The sequence below is a fragment of the Pseudooceanicola pacificus genome (genome assembly GCF_009789075.1).
Taxonomy (GTDB): domain Bacteria; phylum Pseudomonadota; class Alphaproteobacteria; order Rhodobacterales; family Rhodobacteraceae; genus Pseudooceanicola; species Pseudooceanicola pacificus.
This window is the reverse complement of record NZ_WNXQ01000016.1, coordinates 1-17,252: the sequence shown is the minus strand read 5'-3', so window position 1 is coordinate 17,252 and position 17,252 is coordinate 1. Positions and strand designations below refer to the sequence as shown.

13 protein-coding genes are annotated in these 17,252 nt (G+C 69.1%); 10 read left to right on the top strand and 3 right to left on the bottom strand.

Translation table 11 applies throughout. From position 1 onward, the window contains the following. Window positions 1–44: 44 nt before the first annotated feature. Together dnaE and GLS40_RS17475 are read right to left on the bottom strand one after the other, a co-directional pair. Window positions 45–3,623, bottom strand: coding sequence for a DNA polymerase III subunit alpha (gene dnaE, locus GLS40_RS17480; RefSeq protein WP_160383844.1), 3,579 nt, complete (start codon window positions 3,621–3,623; stop codon window positions 45–47). Between the two features lie 114 nt (window positions 3,624–3,737). Next, window positions 3,738–4,094, bottom strand: coding sequence for a VOC family protein (locus tag GLS40_RS17475; protein WP_160383843.1), 357 nt, complete (start codon window positions 4,092–4,094; stop codon window positions 3,738–3,740). Window positions 4,095–4,317: 223 nt separating this feature from the next. On the opposite strand from GLS40_RS17475, the gene xdhA reads away from it, so the two are divergent. The 10 genes from xdhA to GLS40_RS17425 all read left to right on the top strand — a co-directional run bounded on the left by xdhA (window position 4,318) and on the right by GLS40_RS17425 (window position 16,283). Continuing rightward, entirely contained in the window at window positions 4,318–5,706 is a 1,389-nt protein-coding gene (gene xdhA, locus GLS40_RS17470) for a xanthine dehydrogenase small subunit (RefSeq protein WP_160383842.1), read from the top strand. Continuing rightward, the gene (locus GLS40_RS17465) at window positions 5,703–8,174 is read left to right on the top strand and encodes a xanthine dehydrogenase molybdopterin binding subunit (protein ID WP_160383841.1); all 2,472 of its coding nucleotides are present in this window, start codon (window positions 5,703–5,705) and stop codon (window positions 8,172–8,174) included. Before xdhA ends, GLS40_RS17465 begins: the two co-directional genes overlap by 4 nt. Next, entirely contained in the window at window positions 8,164–9,117 is a 954-nt protein-coding gene (xdhC, locus tag GLS40_RS17460; protein ID WP_160383840.1) for a xanthine dehydrogenase accessory protein XdhC, read from the top strand. Before GLS40_RS17465 ends, xdhC begins: the two co-directional genes overlap by 11 nt. Beyond that, the gene (locus GLS40_RS17455; protein WP_160383839.1) at window positions 9,114–10,637 is read left to right on the top strand and encodes an ABC transporter ATP-binding protein; all 1,524 of its coding nucleotides are present in this window, start codon (window positions 9,114–9,116) and stop codon (window positions 10,635–10,637) included. Before xdhC ends, GLS40_RS17455 begins: the two co-directional genes overlap by 4 nt. A 204-nt stretch (window positions 10,638–10,841) precedes the next feature. After that, complete coding sequence (locus GLS40_RS17450; RefSeq protein WP_160383838.1) at window positions 10,842–11,924, top strand: ABC transporter permease; 1,083 nt, start codon at window positions 10,842–10,844, stop codon at window positions 11,922–11,924. Then, window positions 11,924–12,844 (top strand): ABC transporter permease, encoded by a 921-nt coding sequence (locus tag GLS40_RS17445; RefSeq protein WP_160383837.1) that lies wholly within the window; start codon window positions 11,924–11,926, stop codon window positions 12,842–12,844. The genes GLS40_RS17450 and GLS40_RS17445 overlap by 1 nt, the downstream gene beginning before the upstream one ends. Window positions 12,845–12,886: 42 nt before the next feature. Next, a complete protein-coding gene (locus tag GLS40_RS17440; RefSeq protein WP_160383836.1) occupies window positions 12,887–13,975 on the top strand; it encodes a BMP family ABC transporter substrate-binding protein in 1,089 nt (362 codons plus the stop codon). Window positions 13,976–14,167: 192 nt separating this feature from the next. Then, window positions 14,168–14,356 carry a hypothetical protein gene (locus tag GLS40_RS17435; protein ID WP_160383835.1) on the top strand — a complete coding sequence of 63 codons (189 nt, stop codon included), beginning with the start codon at window positions 14,168–14,170 and terminating at the stop codon, window positions 14,354–14,356. A gap of 151 nt (window positions 14,357–14,507) precedes the next feature. Further along, window positions 14,508–15,596, top strand: coding sequence for an NAD(P)/FAD-dependent oxidoreductase (locus GLS40_RS17430; protein ID WP_160383834.1), 1,089 nt, complete (start codon window positions 14,508–14,510; stop codon window positions 15,594–15,596). A 3-nt stretch (window positions 15,597–15,599) separates the two neighbouring features. After that, complete coding sequence (locus GLS40_RS17425) at window positions 15,600–16,283, top strand: DUF938 domain-containing protein (RefSeq protein WP_160383833.1); 684 nt, start codon at window positions 15,600–15,602, stop codon at window positions 16,281–16,283. Between the two features lie 33 nt (window positions 16,284–16,316). Here the strand turns inward: GLS40_RS17425 and GLS40_RS17420 are convergent. Beyond that, window positions 16,317–17,252 (bottom strand): AsmA-like C-terminal region-containing protein (locus GLS40_RS17420; RefSeq protein WP_160383832.1); only part of this gene is annotated, 936 nt, incomplete at its 5' end.

The window sequence follows — 17,252 nt, the reverse complement described above, 5'->3', positions numbered from 1 at the left end:
GCCGGGAGGGCCCGGGAAGGGGGCACGGGCCGGCTGTCATCCGCTCAGAATTCCTCGACCGCCATCACGCCGCCGAGGCTCTTGATCGCGCCCTTGATCTGCGGCGTGACCGGGTATTCGGCACCGGTGTCGATATCCACCTCGCCCGGCAGGGCCGGATCCATCAGGCAGAAGCGGATCGGCCCCCGCCCGGCCTTCACCGTCTGCGCCGCCCCGTCCAGCACCGAGGCGACGGCGGCGATCGCGCCCGGATTTTCGACGAAAATCCGCAGCCCCGAGGCGCCGGCATCGGCGACCACCCCGTCGATGGGCACCACCGAGCGGGCCAGCAGTTTCAGCTGATCGCTTTCCATCGTCGCCTCGACCGTCAGCACCACCTTGGAGCCGTTGTCCAGGTGCTCGCGTGCGGTTTCCAGCGTGTCCGAGAAGATCGTGACCTCATAGGCGCCGGACGGGTCCGAAAGCTGGGCAAAGGCAAACCGGTTGCCCCGCGCCGACTTCCGCTCCTGCCGCCCGGCCACCACGCCGGCCATCTTGGCCAGCAGCGGCCCGCCCTCGGCCAGGCGCGCCACCTCGTCCAGCGTCTTGATGTCCTTGCGCCGGAGCGGGCCCATGTAATCGTCCAGCGGATGGCCCGAGAGATAGAAGCCCACCGCCTTGAACTCCTCGGCCAGACGTTCGGCGGGCAGCCAGTCGTCCACCGGGGCCAGGCGCGGTTCGGGCAGGTCGTCGCCCGCATCGCCGAAAAGCGACACCTGGTTGGAGGTCTTCTGCTCCCATACCGCCGCCGAATAGGCGACCAGCGCATCGAGGCTGTCGAACACCCGCCGCCGGTTCGGGTCGAGCTGGTCAAAGGCGCCGGAGCGCGCCAGCATCTCCAGCGGCCGCTTGCCGACGCGCTTGAGTTCCACCCGCCGGGCGAAGTCGTAGAGGTTGACGAAGGGCTTGCCCGTGGTGCCCCGGGCCTGACCCGGGGCCGCGCCCTGACCTGCCGCCTGACCCGAGGGGTCCCGGCCCGGGGCCGGGACGCCGCTGCGCCCCTCGACCACCAGCCGCATCGCGTCCAGCCCGACGTTCTTGAGCGCGCCGAGGGCATAGACCAGTTCCCCGTTCACGACCTTGAACGCCGCATCCGAGCGGTTCACGCAGGGCGGCACCCAGGGCAGGCCCTGGGCCTTGCGCAGCTCCTCGAAATAGACCCCCAGCTTGTCGGTCAGGTGGATATCGCAGTTCATGACGCCCGCCATGAACTCCACCGGGTGGTTCGCCTTCAGCCAGGCGGTCTGGTAGGACACCACCGCATAGGCCGCCGCGTGGGACTTGTTGAAACCGTAGTTGGCGAATTTCTCCAGCAGGTCGAAGACCTCCGAGGCCTTCTTCTTCTCGACCCCGTTCTCGCCCGCGCCCTTCTCGAACTTGGGGCGTTCGGCGTCCATCGCCTCCTTGATCTTCTTGCCCATCGCCCGGCGCAGCAGGTCGGCGCCGCCCAGCGAATAGCCCGCCATGACCTGGGCGATCTGCATCACCTGTTCCTGGTAGACGATGATGCCCTGCGTCTCCTCCAGGATATGGTCGATCAGCGGATGGACCGAGGCGCGTTCCCTGAGCCCGTTCTTGACCTCGCAATAGACCGGGATGTTCTCCATGGGCCCCGGCCGGTAGAGCGCCACCAGCGCGACGATATCCTCGATGCAGGTCGGCTTCATCCGCTTCAGAGCATCCATCATGCCCGAGCTTTCCACCTGGAACACCGCCACCGTCTTGGCCCGGGCGTAAAGGTCGTAGGTCTTCTCGTCGTCCAGCGGGATGGCGTTGATCTGGTTCTCGGCCCCCGGCGCGGGCTCGTAAAGCCGCGTGCCGTCCGCCGCCACATGCAGGTCGCGACCGCCCGCGTGGATCTGCTCGATGGCGTTCTGGATCACCGTCAGGGTCTTGAGGCCCAGGAAGTCGAATTTCACCAGCCCGGCCTGTTCGACCCATTTCATGTTGAACTGCGTCGCCGGCATGTCCGACCGCGGATCCTGGTAGAGCGGCACCAGCCGGTCCAGCGGCCGGTCCCCGATCACCACCCCGGCGGCATGGGTCGAGGCGTTGCGCAGCAGCCCCTCCACCTGCATGCCGTATTCCAGCAGGCGGTTCACGACCTCCTCGTTCCTGGCCTCGGCCCGCAGGCGTTCCTCCTGGGCCAGCGCCTGTTCGATGCTGACGGGCTTGACGCCCTCCACCGGGATCATCTTGGACAGGCGGTCGACCTGGCCATAGGGCATCTGCAGCACCCGGCCGATGTCGCGCACCGCGGCCTTGGACAGAAGCGCACCGAAGGTGATGATCTGGCCCACCTTGTCGCGGCCGTATTTCTCCTGAACGTAGCGGATCACTTCCTCGCGCCGGTCCATGCAGAAGTCGATGTCGAAATCCGGCATCGAGACCCGTTCGGGATTCAGGAACCGTTCGAACAGCAGCGAATAGCGCAGCGGGTCAAGGTCGGTGATCGTCAGCGCATAGGCCACAAGCGAACCTGCCCCCGACCCACGGCCCGGGCCCACCGGGATGTCGTGATCCTTGGCCCATTTGATGAAATCGGCCACGATCAGGAAGTAGCCGGGAAAGCCCATCCCCTCGATGATCCCCAGCTCGAATTCCAGCCGCTTCTCGTAATCCTCGACCGAGGCGGCAGGCGGGATCACCGCCAGACGGTCCTTCAGCCCCTGCTTGGCCTGGCGGCGCAGTTCCTCGACCTCGTCATCGGCGAACCTGGGCAGGATCGGATCGCGCTTGGGCGCCTTGTAGGCGCAGCGTTTCGCGATCTCGACGGTGTTCTCGATGGCCTCGGGCAGGTCGGCGAACAGCGTCACCATCTCCTGCTGCGACTTGAAATAATGCTGCGGCGTCAGGCGGCGGCGGGGCTGCTGCTGGTCGACATAGGCGCCCTCGGCGATGCAGATCAGGGCGTCATGCGCCTCGTACATCTTCGTCTCGGGGAAATAGACGTCGTTGGTGGCCACCAGCGGCAGATCCATCGCATAGGCCATTTCGACAAAGCCGCGTTCGGTCAGCCGCTCCTTGTCCGGCGCGCCGCCTTCGCCCGGATGGCGCTGAAGCTCGACATAGAGCCGGTCGGGATAGATCGCGGCCAGCGTGTCCATCAGCTCTTGCGCGGCGGGGCGCTGGCCGGCCTGCAGCAACAGGCCCACCGGGCCGTCCGGGCCGCCCGACAAGCAGATCAGCCCGGCGGAAAACTCGCGCAACTCGTCGATGGTGACCTGCGGCTCCTGCCCGCCCTTGTCGACGTAAAGGCAGGTGCTCAGCCGCATCAGGTTCTCATAGCCCTCTTCGTTCTGCGCCAGCAGGACGACGGGCGCGGGGGGCTTGGGCTGCTGGCCCGGCACCACAGGCAGGTAGGACAGATCGACCTGGCAGCCCAGGATCGGCTGCACCCCGGCCCCGCTGGCGGTGACCGAGAATTCCAGCGCGCAGAACATCGAATTGGTGTCGGTCACCGCAACCGCCGGCATCTGCATCTTGTCGCAGAGCGCGGGCAGCTTCTTCAGCCGCACCGCGCCTTCCAGCAGGGAATATTCGGTGTGGGTGCGCAGGTGGATGAATCGCGGTTCGCTGGTCATGGTCACACCATATCTTGGGCCGCCGGGACCGGGAAGCCAGGGATTTGCACCACCGGCGGAATTGGACTGGCCGGGCAGGACGCCGCCCCCCGGGCGGTCCCGCCGGGGAGTGGGTCAGGTGCCGATCAGCTCGATCCGGTTGCCGAAGGGATCGGCGACATAGACCCGCGCGACGCCCGGGATGGCGTCATCGGGCAGCACCGCGACATCCGCCGCCTCCAGCCGCGCCACCAGGGCGGGCAGATCCGTCACGGCAAAGGCCGGATGCGCCTTGCGGGCGGGGCGGAAATCGCCCTCGACCCCCAGATGCACGCGCAACGCGCCCGTCTCGAACCAGCAGCCGCCCCGCGCCGCCAGCCTGGGCGGCTTGGCGACCTCGGGCAGGCCCAGCAGGGCGGAGTAGAAACCGCGCGCCAGGTCCTCGCCCCCTTCGGGCATGGCCAGCTGGACATGGTGGATCGCCTGCAACATGCGCCGGTTCTGGACCCTGCACCAAACGGGCGCAAGGCCCGAGCGTCCAGCGATTGCGCATCCGGAGCCACAGCGCGGGCATGGCGGCGCCGGGCAGGCGACGAAAGACTTGCAATATGGCCACCTGCCGGGTTTCCTTGGAAAAACAGCAGGCCGCGCGCCCCTTATGCCGCATCGGGGACGCAACTTTCCGGCCCAACAGGGTAAGGCGGCGGTATAGCACATGAAGATCTCCTTTCACCTGAACGGAGAACGAGTCGATCTGGCCGGGGTGGACCCTCAGACCACCCTGCTGGACTGGCTGCGCGAGGAGCGTGCCCTGACCGGCACCAAGGAAGGCTGCAACGAGGGCGATTGCGGCGCCTGCACGGTGATGATCCGCGACGACTCCGGGCTGCGGGCGCTGAATGCCTGCATCCTGCTGATGCCGCAGCTGCACGGGCGCAGCGTGGTGACGGTCGAAGGGCTGGCCAGCCGCGACGGCAGCCTGCATCCGGTGCAGAAGGCGATGGTGACGCACCACGGCTCGCAATGCGGGTTCTGCACGCCCGGCATCGTGATGTCGCTGGCGGTGGCCCATGCCGCGGGCGAAAAGGATGTGGACGCGGTGCTGGCGGGCAACCTCTGCCGCTGCACCGGCTATGCCCCCATCGTGCGCGCCGCCGAGGCCGCCCGCGCCGAAAAGACGCCCGACGATTTCCTGGGCCGCATCGCGCCCGCCCCCGTCGGCCCGGCCGAGGACGACCTGACCGAAGGCGCCGCCGCCGTGATCGACAGCGCGGACGCGCTGGCCGACTGGTGCCTGGCCCATCCCGAGGGCCATATCGTCGGCGGCGCGACCGACCTGGGGCTGCATGTCACCAAGGGGCTGAAGGACCTTGGCCCGCTGGCCTTTGTCGGGCGCTGCCGCGACCTGAAACAGATCAGCATCTCGGGGCGCGAGATGACCTTTGGCGCCGGTGTCTCGATCACCGACATGGCCCGGGCACTGATCCCGATGCACCCGGATTTCACCGCGATGCTGTCGCGGTTCGGATCCGTGCAGGTGCGCAACGCCGCGACCATCGGCGGCAATATCGCCAACGGCTCTCCCATCGGGGATGCGCCGCCTGCGCTGATCGCGCTTGGCGCCACGCTGCACCTGCGGCGCGGGGCCGAGCGGCGCAGCATGCCGCTGGAGTCCTTCTTCCTCGACTACGGCAAGCAGGACCGCCAGCCGGGCGAGTTCGTCGAGGCCGTCTCGATCCCGCGCCAGACCGACCGGCTGGCCTGCTACAAGCTGTCCAAGCGGTTCGATCAGGACATCTCGGCCGTCTGCGGCTGCTTCAACATCCATGTGAACGAGGGGCGCGTGGCCCGGGCGCGCATCGCCTTCGGCGGCATGGCAGGGGTGCCCAAACGCGCCAGAGCGGTCGAGGCGGCGCTGACCGGCCAGCCCTGGAACGACGACACCATCGCCTTGGCCTGGACCGCGTGGGAAGAGGATTTCCAGCCGCTGTCGGACATGCGCGCCTCGGCCTCCTACCGGCTGGAAACCGCGCGCAACATGCTGATCCGGTACTACCTGGAAGACCTCGGCGCGCAGACCCGTGTGCGGGCGGTGTCGGCATGAGCGTCGCCCGCCCCCTGCCCCATGACAGCGCCGAACTGCATGTCACCGGCGCCGCCCGCTATGTCGACGACATCCCCCTGCCCGCCGGTGCGCTGCACCTGGCATTCGGCACCAGCCCCGTCGCCCGGGGGCGCATCGTCTCGCTGGACCTGGCGGCGGTGAGGCGCGCGCCCGGCGTCTCGGCCGTGCTGACGACGGATGACCTGCCCTTTGCCAATGACGTCTCGCCCTCGATCCATGACGAGCCGCTGCTGGCCGTCGCCGAGGTGTTCTACGTCGGCCAGCCGCTGTTCATCGTGGCCGCCGACAGCCACCTGGCCGCGCGCAAGGCCGCGACGCTGGCAAAGGTCGAGATCGAGGAAATGGAGGCGCTGCTGTCCATCGACGCGGCGCTGGCGGCGAACAGCCGGTTCGAGGACGGGCCGCGCATCTATGAAAAGGGCGACGCGCGCGCCGCCATCGCCGCCGCGCCCCTGACCGCCCGGGGGCGGTTCGAGATCGGCGGCCAGGAGCATTTCTACCTGGAGGGCCAGGCCGCCGCCGCCGTGGTGCAGGAGGGCGGCGACATGCTGGTCTATTCCTCGACCCAGCACCCGACCGAGATCCAGCACAAGGTGGCCGAGGCGATCGGCACCCCGATGAACGCCGTCCGGGTCGAGATGCGCCGCATGGGTGGCGGCTTTGGCGGCAAGGAGAGTCAGGGCAATGCGCTGGCGGTGTCCTGTGCCGTGGTTTCGCGGCTGACCGGGCGGCCCTGCCGGATGCGCTATGACCGGGATGACGACATGATCATCACCGGCAAGCGGCACGATTTCCGCATCGACTACACGGTGGGGTTCGATGCGACGGGAAAAATCCTTGGCGTCGACTTCGTGCACTATACCCGCTGCGGCTGGTCGCAGGACCTGTCGCTGCCGGTGGCGGACCGGGCGATGCTGCATGCGGACAATGCCTATCTGCTGCCCGCCTGCCGGATCGAAAGCCACCGGTTGAAGACCAACATGTGCAGCGCCACCGCCTTTCGCGGCTTTGGCGGGCCGCAGGGCATGGTGGGGATCGAGCGGGTGGTGGATCACGTGGCCCATGTGCTGGAGCGCGACCCGCTGGAGGTGAAGCGGGTGAATTTCTACACCGACGCGGCCGATATGGCAGCCGGTGCCGCCGGCCCCGGCCGCGGAGGGGGGCTGTCTGCCCCCCGTCCCGGCGAGGCCGGGACTCCCCCCGAGAGTATTTCCGACGAGATGAAGACGGGCGGACCGGAAGAGGAGCTGACCTCGCGCGGGGCGGCGGCGGTTGTGGGCCCCGATGTGGTGCAGGCGGCACCGGGCGGGGTGCAGACGACGCCCTACGGCATGCCGGTCGAGGACTGCATCATCAACGCCATGACCGATGCCCTGGCGCAGGAAAGCCGGTATCGCGAGCGCCGGGCCGAGGTGGCCGCCTGGAACGAGGGCCAGCCGATCCTGAAGAAGGGCATCGCGCTGACCCCGGTGAAATTCGGGATCTCCTTCACCCTGACCCATCTGAACCAGGCCGGCGCGCTGGTGCATGTCTATCAGGACGGGTCGGTCCACATGAACCACGGCGGCACCGAGATGGGCCAGGGCCTGTTCCGCAAGGTGCAGCAGGTGGCGGCCGAGGGGTTCGGTATCGACGCCGGGGCGGTGAAGATCACCGCGACGGATACCGGCAAGGTGCCGAATACCTCGGCCACGGCGGCCTCCTCCGGGTCGGATCTGAACGGCATGGCGGTGAAGGCCGCCTGCGACACGATCCGCGGGCGCATGGCCGAGCTGATCGGGCGGCTGCATCAGGTGGCCCCGTCTGAGGTGATCTTTGCCGGTGGCCGTGTCAGGGCGGGCGCGGCGGAGATGAGCTTTGCCGAGGCGGCGGCGCTGACCTATCAGAACCGGGTGAGCCTGTCGGCCACCGGCTATTACCGCACGCCCAAGGTGGAATGGGACCGCATCGCCGGGCGGGGCCGGCCGTTCTATTACTTTGCCTATGGCGCGGCGGTGAGCGAGGTGGTGATCGACACGCTGACGGGCGAGTACCGCATCCTGCGCACCGATATCCTGCACGACGCCGGGCGCAGCCTGAACCCGGCGCTGGACATCGGCCAGATCGAGGGCGGATTTGTCCAGGGCGCGGGCTGGCTGACAACCGAGGAGCTGGTCTGGGACGACAGGGGGCGGCTGCGGACGCATGCGCCCTCGACCTACAAGATCCCGGCCTGCGGCGACCGGCCGGACATCTTCAACGTGGCGCTCTGGGACGGGGACAACCGCGAGGAGACGATCTATCGCTCCAAGGCCGTGGGCGAGCCGCCGTTCATGCTGGGGATCTCGGTCCTGATGGCCCTGTCTGACGCGGTGGCCGCTTGCGGGACCTCCTATCCCGCGCTGGATGCGCCCGCCACGCCCGAGAAGGTGCTGGCCGCGGTGATGCGGGTGCGCGATGGCCTTTGACGCGGACAGGCTGAGCGCGCTGGCCGCTGCCCACGGGCCGGTGGTCCGGGTCGTGGTGGCAGGGGTGCGCGGTTCGACCCCGCGCGAGGCCGGGGCGGCGATGGCCGTCTGGGCCGAGGGGTTCGAGGGCACGATCGGCGGCGGCGCGCTGGAGCTGGAGGCGATCCGCCTGGCCCGCGCCGGGCTGCGGGCGCCGCGCGTGCTGCACCGGGCCCTGGGCCCCGAGCTGGGCCAATGCTGCGGCGGGGCGGTGACGCTGGTGCTGGAAGCGGTGGATGCGGACCTGCTGGAGCGCGCCCGGGGCGAGGTTGTCGCCCGCCCGGTGGAGGCCGGGGCCGGGGAGATGCCGCTGGAGATCCGGCGCATGCTGGCCGAGGCCCGGGCGCAGGGTGTCGAGGCGCCGACACGGCTGGTGGAGGGCTGGCTGGCCGAGCCGGTGGCGCGGCCCCGGCGCAACATCTGGATCTGGGGCGCGGGCCATGTGGGCCGGGCGCTGGTGGCGGTGCTGTCCCCCCTGCCCGGGCTGGCGATCACCTGGGTCGACACCGGGGCCGACCGGTTTCCCGACACCCCGCCCGAGGGCGTGAGCGTGGTGCCCGCCGCCGATCCGGCCCTGCTGGCGGCCCATGCGCCGGTCGAGGCCGAACACCTGGTGCTGACCTATTCCCATGCGCTGGATCTGGCGCTCTGCGATGCGCTGCTGCGGCGGGGTTTCGGGCGCTGCGGGCTGATCGGGTCGGCGACGAAATGGGCGCGGTTCCGGCGGCGGCTGTCGGGCATGGGCCATGCGGATGCGCAGATTTCGCGCATCGACTGCCCCATCGGTGACCCGTCTTTGGGCAAGCACCCGCAGGCGATTGCCGTGGGCGTGGCCACCTGCATACTGGCACATGGGTTGGGATCGGGGGCGCGCCAAGACGCCCGGCAAGGGAAGATCGCGTGACGGGGACGGACATACTTCTGTCGCTCAGGGGGCTGACCAAGGCCTATCCGGGCGTGGTGGCCAATGCCGATGTCGGCTTCGACATCCGGCGCGGCGAGGTGCATGCCCTGCTGGGCGAGAACGGCGCGGGCAAATCCACGCTGGTCAAGATGATCTACGGGCTGGTCAAGCCGGATGCGGGCGAGATGACCCTGATGGGCAAGCCCTTCGCCCCGGCCGAACCCAAGGCCGCGCGGGCGGCGGGCGTGGCGATGGTGTTCCAGCATTTCAGCCTGTTCGACGCGCTGAACGTGGCCGAGAACATCGCGCTCGGCATGGCGGACCCGCCCGAGATGCGGGACCTGGCCAAACGCATCCGCGAGGTCTCGGAGGCCTATGGCCTGCCGCTGGACCCGTTTCGCACCGTGGGCGACCTGTCGGCGGGCGAGCGGCAGCGGGTCGAGATCGTGCGCTGCCTGCTGCAGGATCCGAAGCTGCTGATCATGGACGAGCCGACCTCGGTGCTGACGCCGCAGGAGGTGGACATCCTCTTTGCGACGCTGCGCAAGCTGTCGGCGGAGGGGACCTCGATCCTCTATATCTCGCACAAGCTGGAGGAGATCCGCGCGCTCTGCGACGGGGCGACGATCCTGCGGCTTGGCAAGAAGGTCGCGACCTGCGTGCCGCGCGAGACCACGGCGCGCGAGATGGCCGAGCTGATGGTGGGCACCGAGCTGCATGTGCCGGAGCGCGCGGGCAAGCTGCCGGGCAAGGTCAAGCTGGAGCTGAAGGGGCTGAGCGCGGCGGCGCCCACGCAATTCGGAACCGCGCTGAAGGAGATCACCCTGCAGGTGCGGGCGGGCGAGGTGCTGGGGCTGGCCGGGGTGGCCGGGAACGGGCAGGACGAATTGCTGGCCGCGCTGTCCGGCGAGATCACGAGCGCGCCGGGGATGGTGGTGTTCGAGGGGCGCGAGATCGGCGCCCTGGGGCCGAACGGGCGGCGTCGCCTGGGCCTGCTGACGGGGCCGGAGGAACGGCTGGGCCATGCGGCCGCGCCCGACATGAGCCTGACGGAAAATGCCCTGCTGACCGGGGCGGAACGCGAGGGGCTGGTGTCGAACGGGTTCCTGAAATGGGGCAAGGCGCGCAGCTTTGCCGAGGCGATCATCGAGCGCTTCGACGTGCGCACCCCGGGGCCGGAGAATGCGGCGCGTTCGCTGTCGGGCGGGAACCTGCAGAAATTCGTCATCGGGCGCGAGGTGATGCAGCGGCCCGAGGTGCTGGTGGTCAACCAGCCGACCTGGGGCGTGGATGCCATGGCCGCCGCCGTGATCCGGCAGGCGCTGCTGGACCTGGCCGAGGGCGGGACCGCCGTGATCGTGATCTCGCAGGATCTGGACGAGCTGATGGAGGTCTCGGACCGCTTTGCCGCGCTCAACGAGGGGCGGCTGAGCGAGGTGGTGCCGGCGAAGGGGCTGACGGTCGAGGCGATCGGGCTGATGATGGGCGGGGCGCACGGGATGGAGGTGGCGCATGTGTGACGTTGCGCCGCCCGATGGCGTCGCGCGGGGGATCGCGGCCGAATTCCACCCGCAAGGGGTGGCCTTCGGACGCGATGCCTCCGGCGGGAGTATTTCTGACGAGATGAAGCGGGGGGATGCGCATGGGTCCGCCGCGGGTGCGGGTGACGGGGCGGGAGCCGGGGAAGGCGAATGCCGGGCACCCGGGCATGCGGAGGGCGGGCGATGCTGAAGCTGGAGAAACGGCGGCAGCCGTCGCGGGCCTGGGCCTGGGGCGCGCCGGTGGTGGCGGTGATCGCGACGATCCTCGCAGGCGGGCTGCTGTTCGCGCTGGACGGGACCGATCCGGTGGCCGTGATCCGGACGATCTTCTGGGATCCGCTGTTCGGGCAGCATGCGTCGTTCTACCGCCCGCAGCTGCTGGTGAAGGCGGCGCCGCTGGTGCTGATCGCCATCGGCCTGAGCCTGGGTTTCCGGGCCGGGATCTGGAACATCGGCGCCGAGGGGCAGTACATCATCGGCGCCCTGACCGGGGCCGGCTGCGCGCTGGCCTTCTACCCGATGGAGGGCTGGTTCATCTTTCCGCTGATGGTGATCTGCGGGGCGCTCGGCGGATGTCTATGGGCGATGATCCCGGCGGCGCTGAAGGTGGTGTTCGGGACCAACGAGATCCTCGTCTCGCTGATGCTCGTCTATGTGGCGGAGAAGATCCTCGCCTCCATGTCGCTGGGATTGCTGAAGAACCCCGAGGGCTACGGCTTTCCGGGCAGCCGCAACCTGGCGCAGTACCCCTCGGCCCACAATGCCGAGATCGTGGCGGGCACCGGCATGCACTGGGGCGTCGCGGCGGCGCTGATCGCGGTGATCTTCGCCTATGTGCTGCTGAACCGGCACCTGCTGGGCTTTCAGATCCGGCTGACCGGCGAGGCCCCGCGCGCCGCGCGCTTCGCGGGCGTGGTGCCCGCGCGGCTGGTCGTCTTCTGCCTCGGCGCCTCGGGGGCGCTGGCCGGGCTGGCGGGGATGTTCGAGGTGGCGGGCCCCTCGGGGCAGATCTCGATCGACTTCAACGTGGGCTACGGCTTCACCGCGATCATCGTCGCCTTCCTGGGGCGGCTGCACCCCGTGGGGATCCTGCTGGCGGGTCTGCTGATGGCGCTGACCTATGTGGGCGGCGGCATCTCGCAATCGGCGCAGGGGCTGCCGGCGGCGACCATCCAGATGTTCCAGGGGATGCTGCTGTTCTTCCTGCTGGCCTTCGACGTCTTAACCAACTACCGGCTGCGGCTGACCCGGCGCGAGGTGGCCTGATGGACCTGTCCGCAATCAATCCCGTCCTGCTGGTCGCCTCGCTGATCGTGGCGGCGGTGCCCTTCCTGCTGGCGGCGATCGGCGAGCTGGTGGCCGAGAAATCCGGCATGCTGAACCTCGGCGTCGAGGGGATGATGATCACCGGCGCGATCTGCGGCTTCGCGGCGGCGGTCCAGAGCGGCTCGCCGCTGACAGGGTTCCTCGCGGCGGCGGCGGGCGGAGCGGCGCTGTCGCTGCTCTATGCCTTCCTGACGCTCGCCACGCTGGCCAACCAGGTGGCCAGCGGTCTGGCCCTGACGCTGTTCGGGCTGGGCCTGTCGTCGAAGCTTGGGCGGGGCTACGTCGGGATCAAGCCGCCGGCCAGCGCGACGCTCGACATCCCGGTGCTGAGCGATCTGCCGGTCGTGGGGCGCATCCTCTTCTCGCACGACGTGATGGTCTATTTCTCGTTCGCGCTGGTCGCGGCGGTCTGGGCCTTCCTGAAATACACCCGCGCCGGCCTGATCCTGCGCGCGGTCGGAGAGAACCACGACGCGGCACATGCCCTGGGGTACAAGGTCAAGCTGATCCGGCTGATGGCGATCGCCTTCGGCGGCGCCTGCGCGGGGCTGGGCGGGGCCTACATCAGCCTGATCCGCGTCCCGCAATGGACAGAGGGCATGACCGCGGGCGCCGGCTGGATCGCGCTGGCGCTGGTGGTCTTTGCCTCGTGGAAGCCCTGGCGCGTCCTGCTGGGCGCCTGGCTGTTCGGCGGCGTGACCGTGCTGCAGCTGAACCTGCAGGCGGCGGGTATTGCCATTCCCGTCGAATACCTGTCGATCAGCCCGTATCTGATCACCATTCTGGTGCTCGTCGTCATGTCCGCCGACCGGAGCCGCGCGCCGGCCTCGCTCGGCCGGATCTTCCACGCCTCGCAATAGGGCGTCACACTCACGCAAGAGACCAACAAGGGAGACATCAACATGCTCAGAAGAACGTTCCTCGGGACCGCCGCGATGGCGCTCGCCCTGGCCCTGACCGGCGGCGTCCACGCGGCCAGCCATTCGGACAAGGTGAAGGTCGGCTTCGTCTACGTCGGCCCCGTCGGCGACGGCGGCTGGACCTACGAACACGACAAGGGCCGTCAGGCGGTCGAGGCGGAATTCGGCGACAAGGTCGAGACCGTGTTCGTCGAAAGCGTGCCCGAAGGGCCGGATGCGGAACGGGTGATGACCCAGATGGCGCTGGACGGCGCCAAGCTGATCTTCACCACCTCGTTCGGCTACATGGATCCGACCATCAACGTCGCGAAGAAATTCCCCGACGTGAAGTTCGAGCACGCCACCGGCTACAAGACCGCGCCGAACGTCGGCACCTATTCCGCACGCTTCTATGAAGGTCGCGCGGTGCAGGGCACGATCGCGGGCCGCATGACCGAAAGCAACATCATCGGCTACATCGGGTCCTACCCGATCCCCGAGGTGATCCGCGGCATCAACTCGGCCTATATCCACGCGAAGAAGGTGAACCCGGACGTCGAGTTCAAGATCGTCTGGGCCTTCACCTGGTTCGACCCGGCGAAAGAAGCGGACGCCGCGCGCACGCTGATCGAGCAGGGCGCCGACGTGATCCTGCAGCACACCGATTCGACCGCGCCCCAGGCGGCTGCGGAAGCGGCGGGCAACGTCTATACCTTCGGTCAGGCCTCGGACATGGCGGAATTCGCGCCGAAGCCGCGGATCTCGTCGATCATCGACAACTGGGCGCCCTACTACATCAAGCAGGTCAAGGCGGTCATGGACGGCACTTGGAAAAGCGAGATGACCTGGGACGGCATCGGCCCCGGCATGGTCGGCATCGGCGAGATCACGGATGCCGTGCCCGCCGAGGTCAAGGCCGAGGCCCTCGCGCTGAAGGACAGCATCGCCTCGGGCGCGTACCACCCCTTCACCGGCCCGCTGAAGAAGCAGGACGGCAGCGACTGGCTGGCCGAGGGCGAGACCGCCGATGACCGCACGCTGGCCGGCATGAACTTCTACGTCGAAGGGCTGACCGGGGACATCCCGCAGTAACCGCGCCGGGTTGAGAGACAGGAACGCCCGCCGCATCCGGCGGGCGTCTTTCCCTTGCCGCACGTCGCCGCCCGCTGCCCGCAGTTGGCGATGGCGGCGGTCGGCCCCCGGCGAAGCGCGCGGGCGCCTCTTGCCCGGCACGGGGTTTTCGGGCATTGCGGGCCGTCCGGCGAACGGACATGGAGATCCTCGATGGACTATTCGAAATCTGGCGGGCAGCGCGGCCCGAAGGGCGCGCCGAAACACCGCGAACACAACGCCTGGGGTTCCGACCGCAAGCAGCAGGGCGGGCGCGCGTCCAAGGAAGAGCTGGTCGAGCGGCTGAAGGCCGCCGCCCGCAAGACCGACACCCCCGGCGACGACAGCGCCCCCGGCGCCTGACGGCGATCCCGCGCAGCCGATTTTTCCGATACGGAAGAAGGCAGGCCGCGAGTCGTACCCCGGATGTGGCAAGAGCCATGCAATTTCCGGATACCTCCCCTCAGGTCAACGAGGCTTCTAGTCCGGCGGAAGTCGTGGCAAATTGTCTCATATGGGGAGGAACGAAGCCGATTTCCTGATCGTTGGCGGAGGCATCGCGGGTGTCTCGGCGGCGGCACGTCTGGCCGGTACGGGCCGGGTGCTGCTGCTGGAGGCCGAGGATGCGCTGGCCTATCACGCCTCGGGACGTTCGGCCGCCATGTTCCTTGAGAAATACGGTAACGCGACCGTGCGGGCGCTGAACGAGGCGAGTGCAGATCACCATGCACATTCAGATGGCGGCGTTTTGACGCCAAGGGCGATGCTGCTGGTCGGGCGGCCGGGCGAGGAAGACGCCTTTGCCGCCGAGGCCACGGATTTCGGGCTGGACCGGATCGAGATGGGTCAGGCGCGCGGGATGGTCCCGATCCTGAACCCGCTGACCTGCAACCGCGCGGCGATGCGCGAGGATACCTATGACCTGGACACCGACCTGCTGATCCAGAACTTCCTGCGCCGGGCGCGCGCCGGCGGGGCCGAGATCCGCCTGAAGACCCGTATCGACGCGATCCGGTTCGAGGGCGGGCGCTGGATCGTCCGCAGCGGGGACGAGGATTTCCAGGCCGCGACGCTGGTGAATGCCGCGGGTGCCTGGGCCGACCATGTGGCCGAGCTGGCCGGCGTGACCCGGCTGGGCATCGTGCCGAGGCGCCGCTCGATGGCGCGGATCCCGGCACCGGGCGGGCACGACACCCGCGACTGGCCCTTCATCGACGCCGTGGGCGAACGCTGGTACGCCAAGCCCGACGCCGGCAAGCTGATCGTCTCGCCCTCCGAAGAGGACCCGACCGAGGCGCATGATGCCTGGGCCGACGACATGGTCCTGGCCGAGGGCCTCGCCCGGTACGAGGAAATGGTGACCGAGCCGGTCACCCGCGTCGAACATTCCTGGGCCGGGCTGCGCAGCTTCGCCCCCGACCGGACGCTGGTCATCGGCCGCGATCCGGGTCGTCCCGAATTCTTCTGGCTGGCCGGCCAGGGGGGCTATGGCTTCCAGACCGCGCCCGCCGCCAGCCAGCTTGCCGCCGACCTCCTGTCCGGCCGCCCGTCCGAATTGCCTGCCAACGTCGTCACCGCGCTCGACCCCAAAAGACTGACCTAGCCCATGGCCGAAAATCATCCCGCCCACCCCGATCACCCCGTGACCCGCGATTTCGCGCAGGGCGCCGAAGGCGACAGGCTCTTCGCCCCGGCCGCCGCGCGCAACTCCGAACCGATCGGCGACCTGATGCAGGCCGTCGCCCCGACCCATGGCCGCGCGCTGGAGCTCGCGTCGGGCACCGGGCAGCATGTGGCGATGCTGGCGCGGCTGATGCCCGGCCTCAGCTGGCAGCCCTCGGAAATCGACCCGGCGCGCCGCCGTTCGATCGACGCCTATGCCGCCGACACCGGGCTGGGCAATATCCGCCGTGCCGCGCAGATCGACGCGGTCACGCATGGCTGGGCCACGCGGCACGGGCTGCAGGACCTGATCTTCCTGTCGAACCTGCTGCATCTGATCTCGCGCAGCGAGGCCGACACCCTGATCGAGGAAGTCGCCCATGCCCTGGCCCCCGGCGGCATCTTTGTCCTCTACGGCCCGTTCAAACGCGCCGGAGAGCTGACCTCGGAGGGCGATGCCCGGTTCCATGCCCAGCTTGTCGCCGCCGATCCCCGGACCGGCTACAAGGACGATTTCGACGTGATCGAGATGCTGCACGCCAACTGGCTGGAGCTCGACCGCGTGGTCGAGATGCCCGCCAACAACCTGGCCTTTGTCGCGCGCCGGCCCAACGGGATGGCGCTGTAACGTCCGCCCGCCGCCGCGACCGCGCGACCGCCGCTATTGCTTCAGCAGGTTGCGCAGACCCTTGCGGGCCTCTTCCTCCAGCTTGCGCCGGGCCGCGTCTTCCAGGCTTTCCCCCTCGTTCGGGGTCACGCCCAGCTCCTCGCCCACCTTGCGGCCGACCTCGTCGCGCACCTTGTCCTCCAGCGCCTTGCGCTCCTCGGCAAAGTTCAGGCGGATCGCGGCCTCCAGGTCGGGGGTGATCTGCGGGCTGCTCCAGGGGCCGCGCACCCGGACGGGGATGGCGATGCCGCGCCCGTCGCGGGCCTCCATCGCCACCGGGGTGACCGTATAGTCGATATCCCGCGCGCCTAGGCCCACGCGGCCCTTGCCGCCCGCCCGGATCGAGCCGACCTCCAGCACCAGGTCATCGTTCAGCAGGTTGCCGTTCTCCAGCCGGAATCCCGCCGCCAGACGGTCGAAGACGGTCGTTCCGCCGCCCACCTCGCCCGAGCGCATCAGCCGGTCCAGGTCGATGCCCAGGATCGTGCCCTTGGCGAAATCTATGGCGCCATTGCCCGACAGCGAATTCATGATTGCCGCGACCGAGGGGCCGACGCCCAGGAAATTCACCGCCGCATTGCCCTTGCCGGTGAACCGGGTGATCCCGCCCAGGTCCGACAGCAGGCGGGCGAGTTCGACGCCGTTGGCCTTGATGTCCCCGCCGACCGACAGGCCCGAGCGGTTGTTGACGATGAACTGCCCCAGCAGCACGCCGCCAAAGGCGTGCACCTCCTGCAGATCGGCCACGGCGCGCGAACGGTCGATGCTGATCAAGGTACGCACCGGTCCCAGCAGGGTGGTGCCCAGGTCGACCGACTGCGCGGCGAAAGAGACCTGCCCGTCGATCAGCCCCAGGGCCGAGGCGTCGAGCGGCGCCGTCGACCAGCCGAGCGCGGGCGCGCCGGCGGCCGCGGGGGGTGGCGCGGGCGC

Bases quoted from the DNA above. Each gene is read 5' to 3' on its own strand.
- xdhC (WP_160383840.1), top strand. From the start codon at position 8,164: ATGGCCTTTGACGCGGACAGGCTGAGCGCGCTGGCCGCTGCCCACGGG.
- GLS40_RS17440 (WP_160383836.1), top strand. From the start codon at position 12,887: ATGCTCAGAAGAACGTTCCTCGGGACCGCCGCGATGGCGCTCGCCCTG.
- GLS40_RS17445 (WP_160383837.1), top strand. From the start codon at position 11,924: ATGGACCTGTCCGCAATCAATCCCGTCCTGCTGGTCGCCTCGCTGATC.
- xdhA (WP_160383842.1), top strand. From the start codon at position 4,318: ATGAAGATCTCCTTTCACCTGAACGGAGAACGAGTCGATCTGGCCGGG.
- GLS40_RS17425 (WP_160383833.1), top strand. From the start codon at position 15,600: ATGGCCGAAAATCATCCCGCCCACCCCGATCACCCCGTGACCCGCGAT.
- GLS40_RS17475 (WP_160383843.1), bottom strand. From the start codon at position 4,094: ATGTTGCAGGCGATCCACCATGTCCAGCTGGCCATGCCCGAAGGGGGC.
- GLS40_RS17450 (WP_160383838.1), top strand. From the start codon at position 10,842: ATGCTGAAGCTGGAGAAACGGCGGCAGCCGTCGCGGGCCTGGGCCTGG.
- GLS40_RS17435 (WP_160383835.1), top strand. From the start codon at position 14,168: ATGGACTATTCGAAATCTGGCGGGCAGCGCGGCCCGAAGGGCGCGCCG.
- GLS40_RS17430 (WP_160383834.1), top strand. From the start codon at position 14,508: ATGGGGAGGAACGAAGCCGATTTCCTGATCGTTGGCGGAGGCATCGCG.
- GLS40_RS17465 (WP_160383841.1), top strand. From the start codon at position 5,703: ATGAGCGTCGCCCGCCCCCTGCCCCATGACAGCGCCGAACTGCATGTC.
- dnaE (WP_160383844.1), bottom strand. From the start codon at position 3,623: ATGACCAGCGAACCGCGATTCATCCACCTGCGCACCCACACCGAATAT.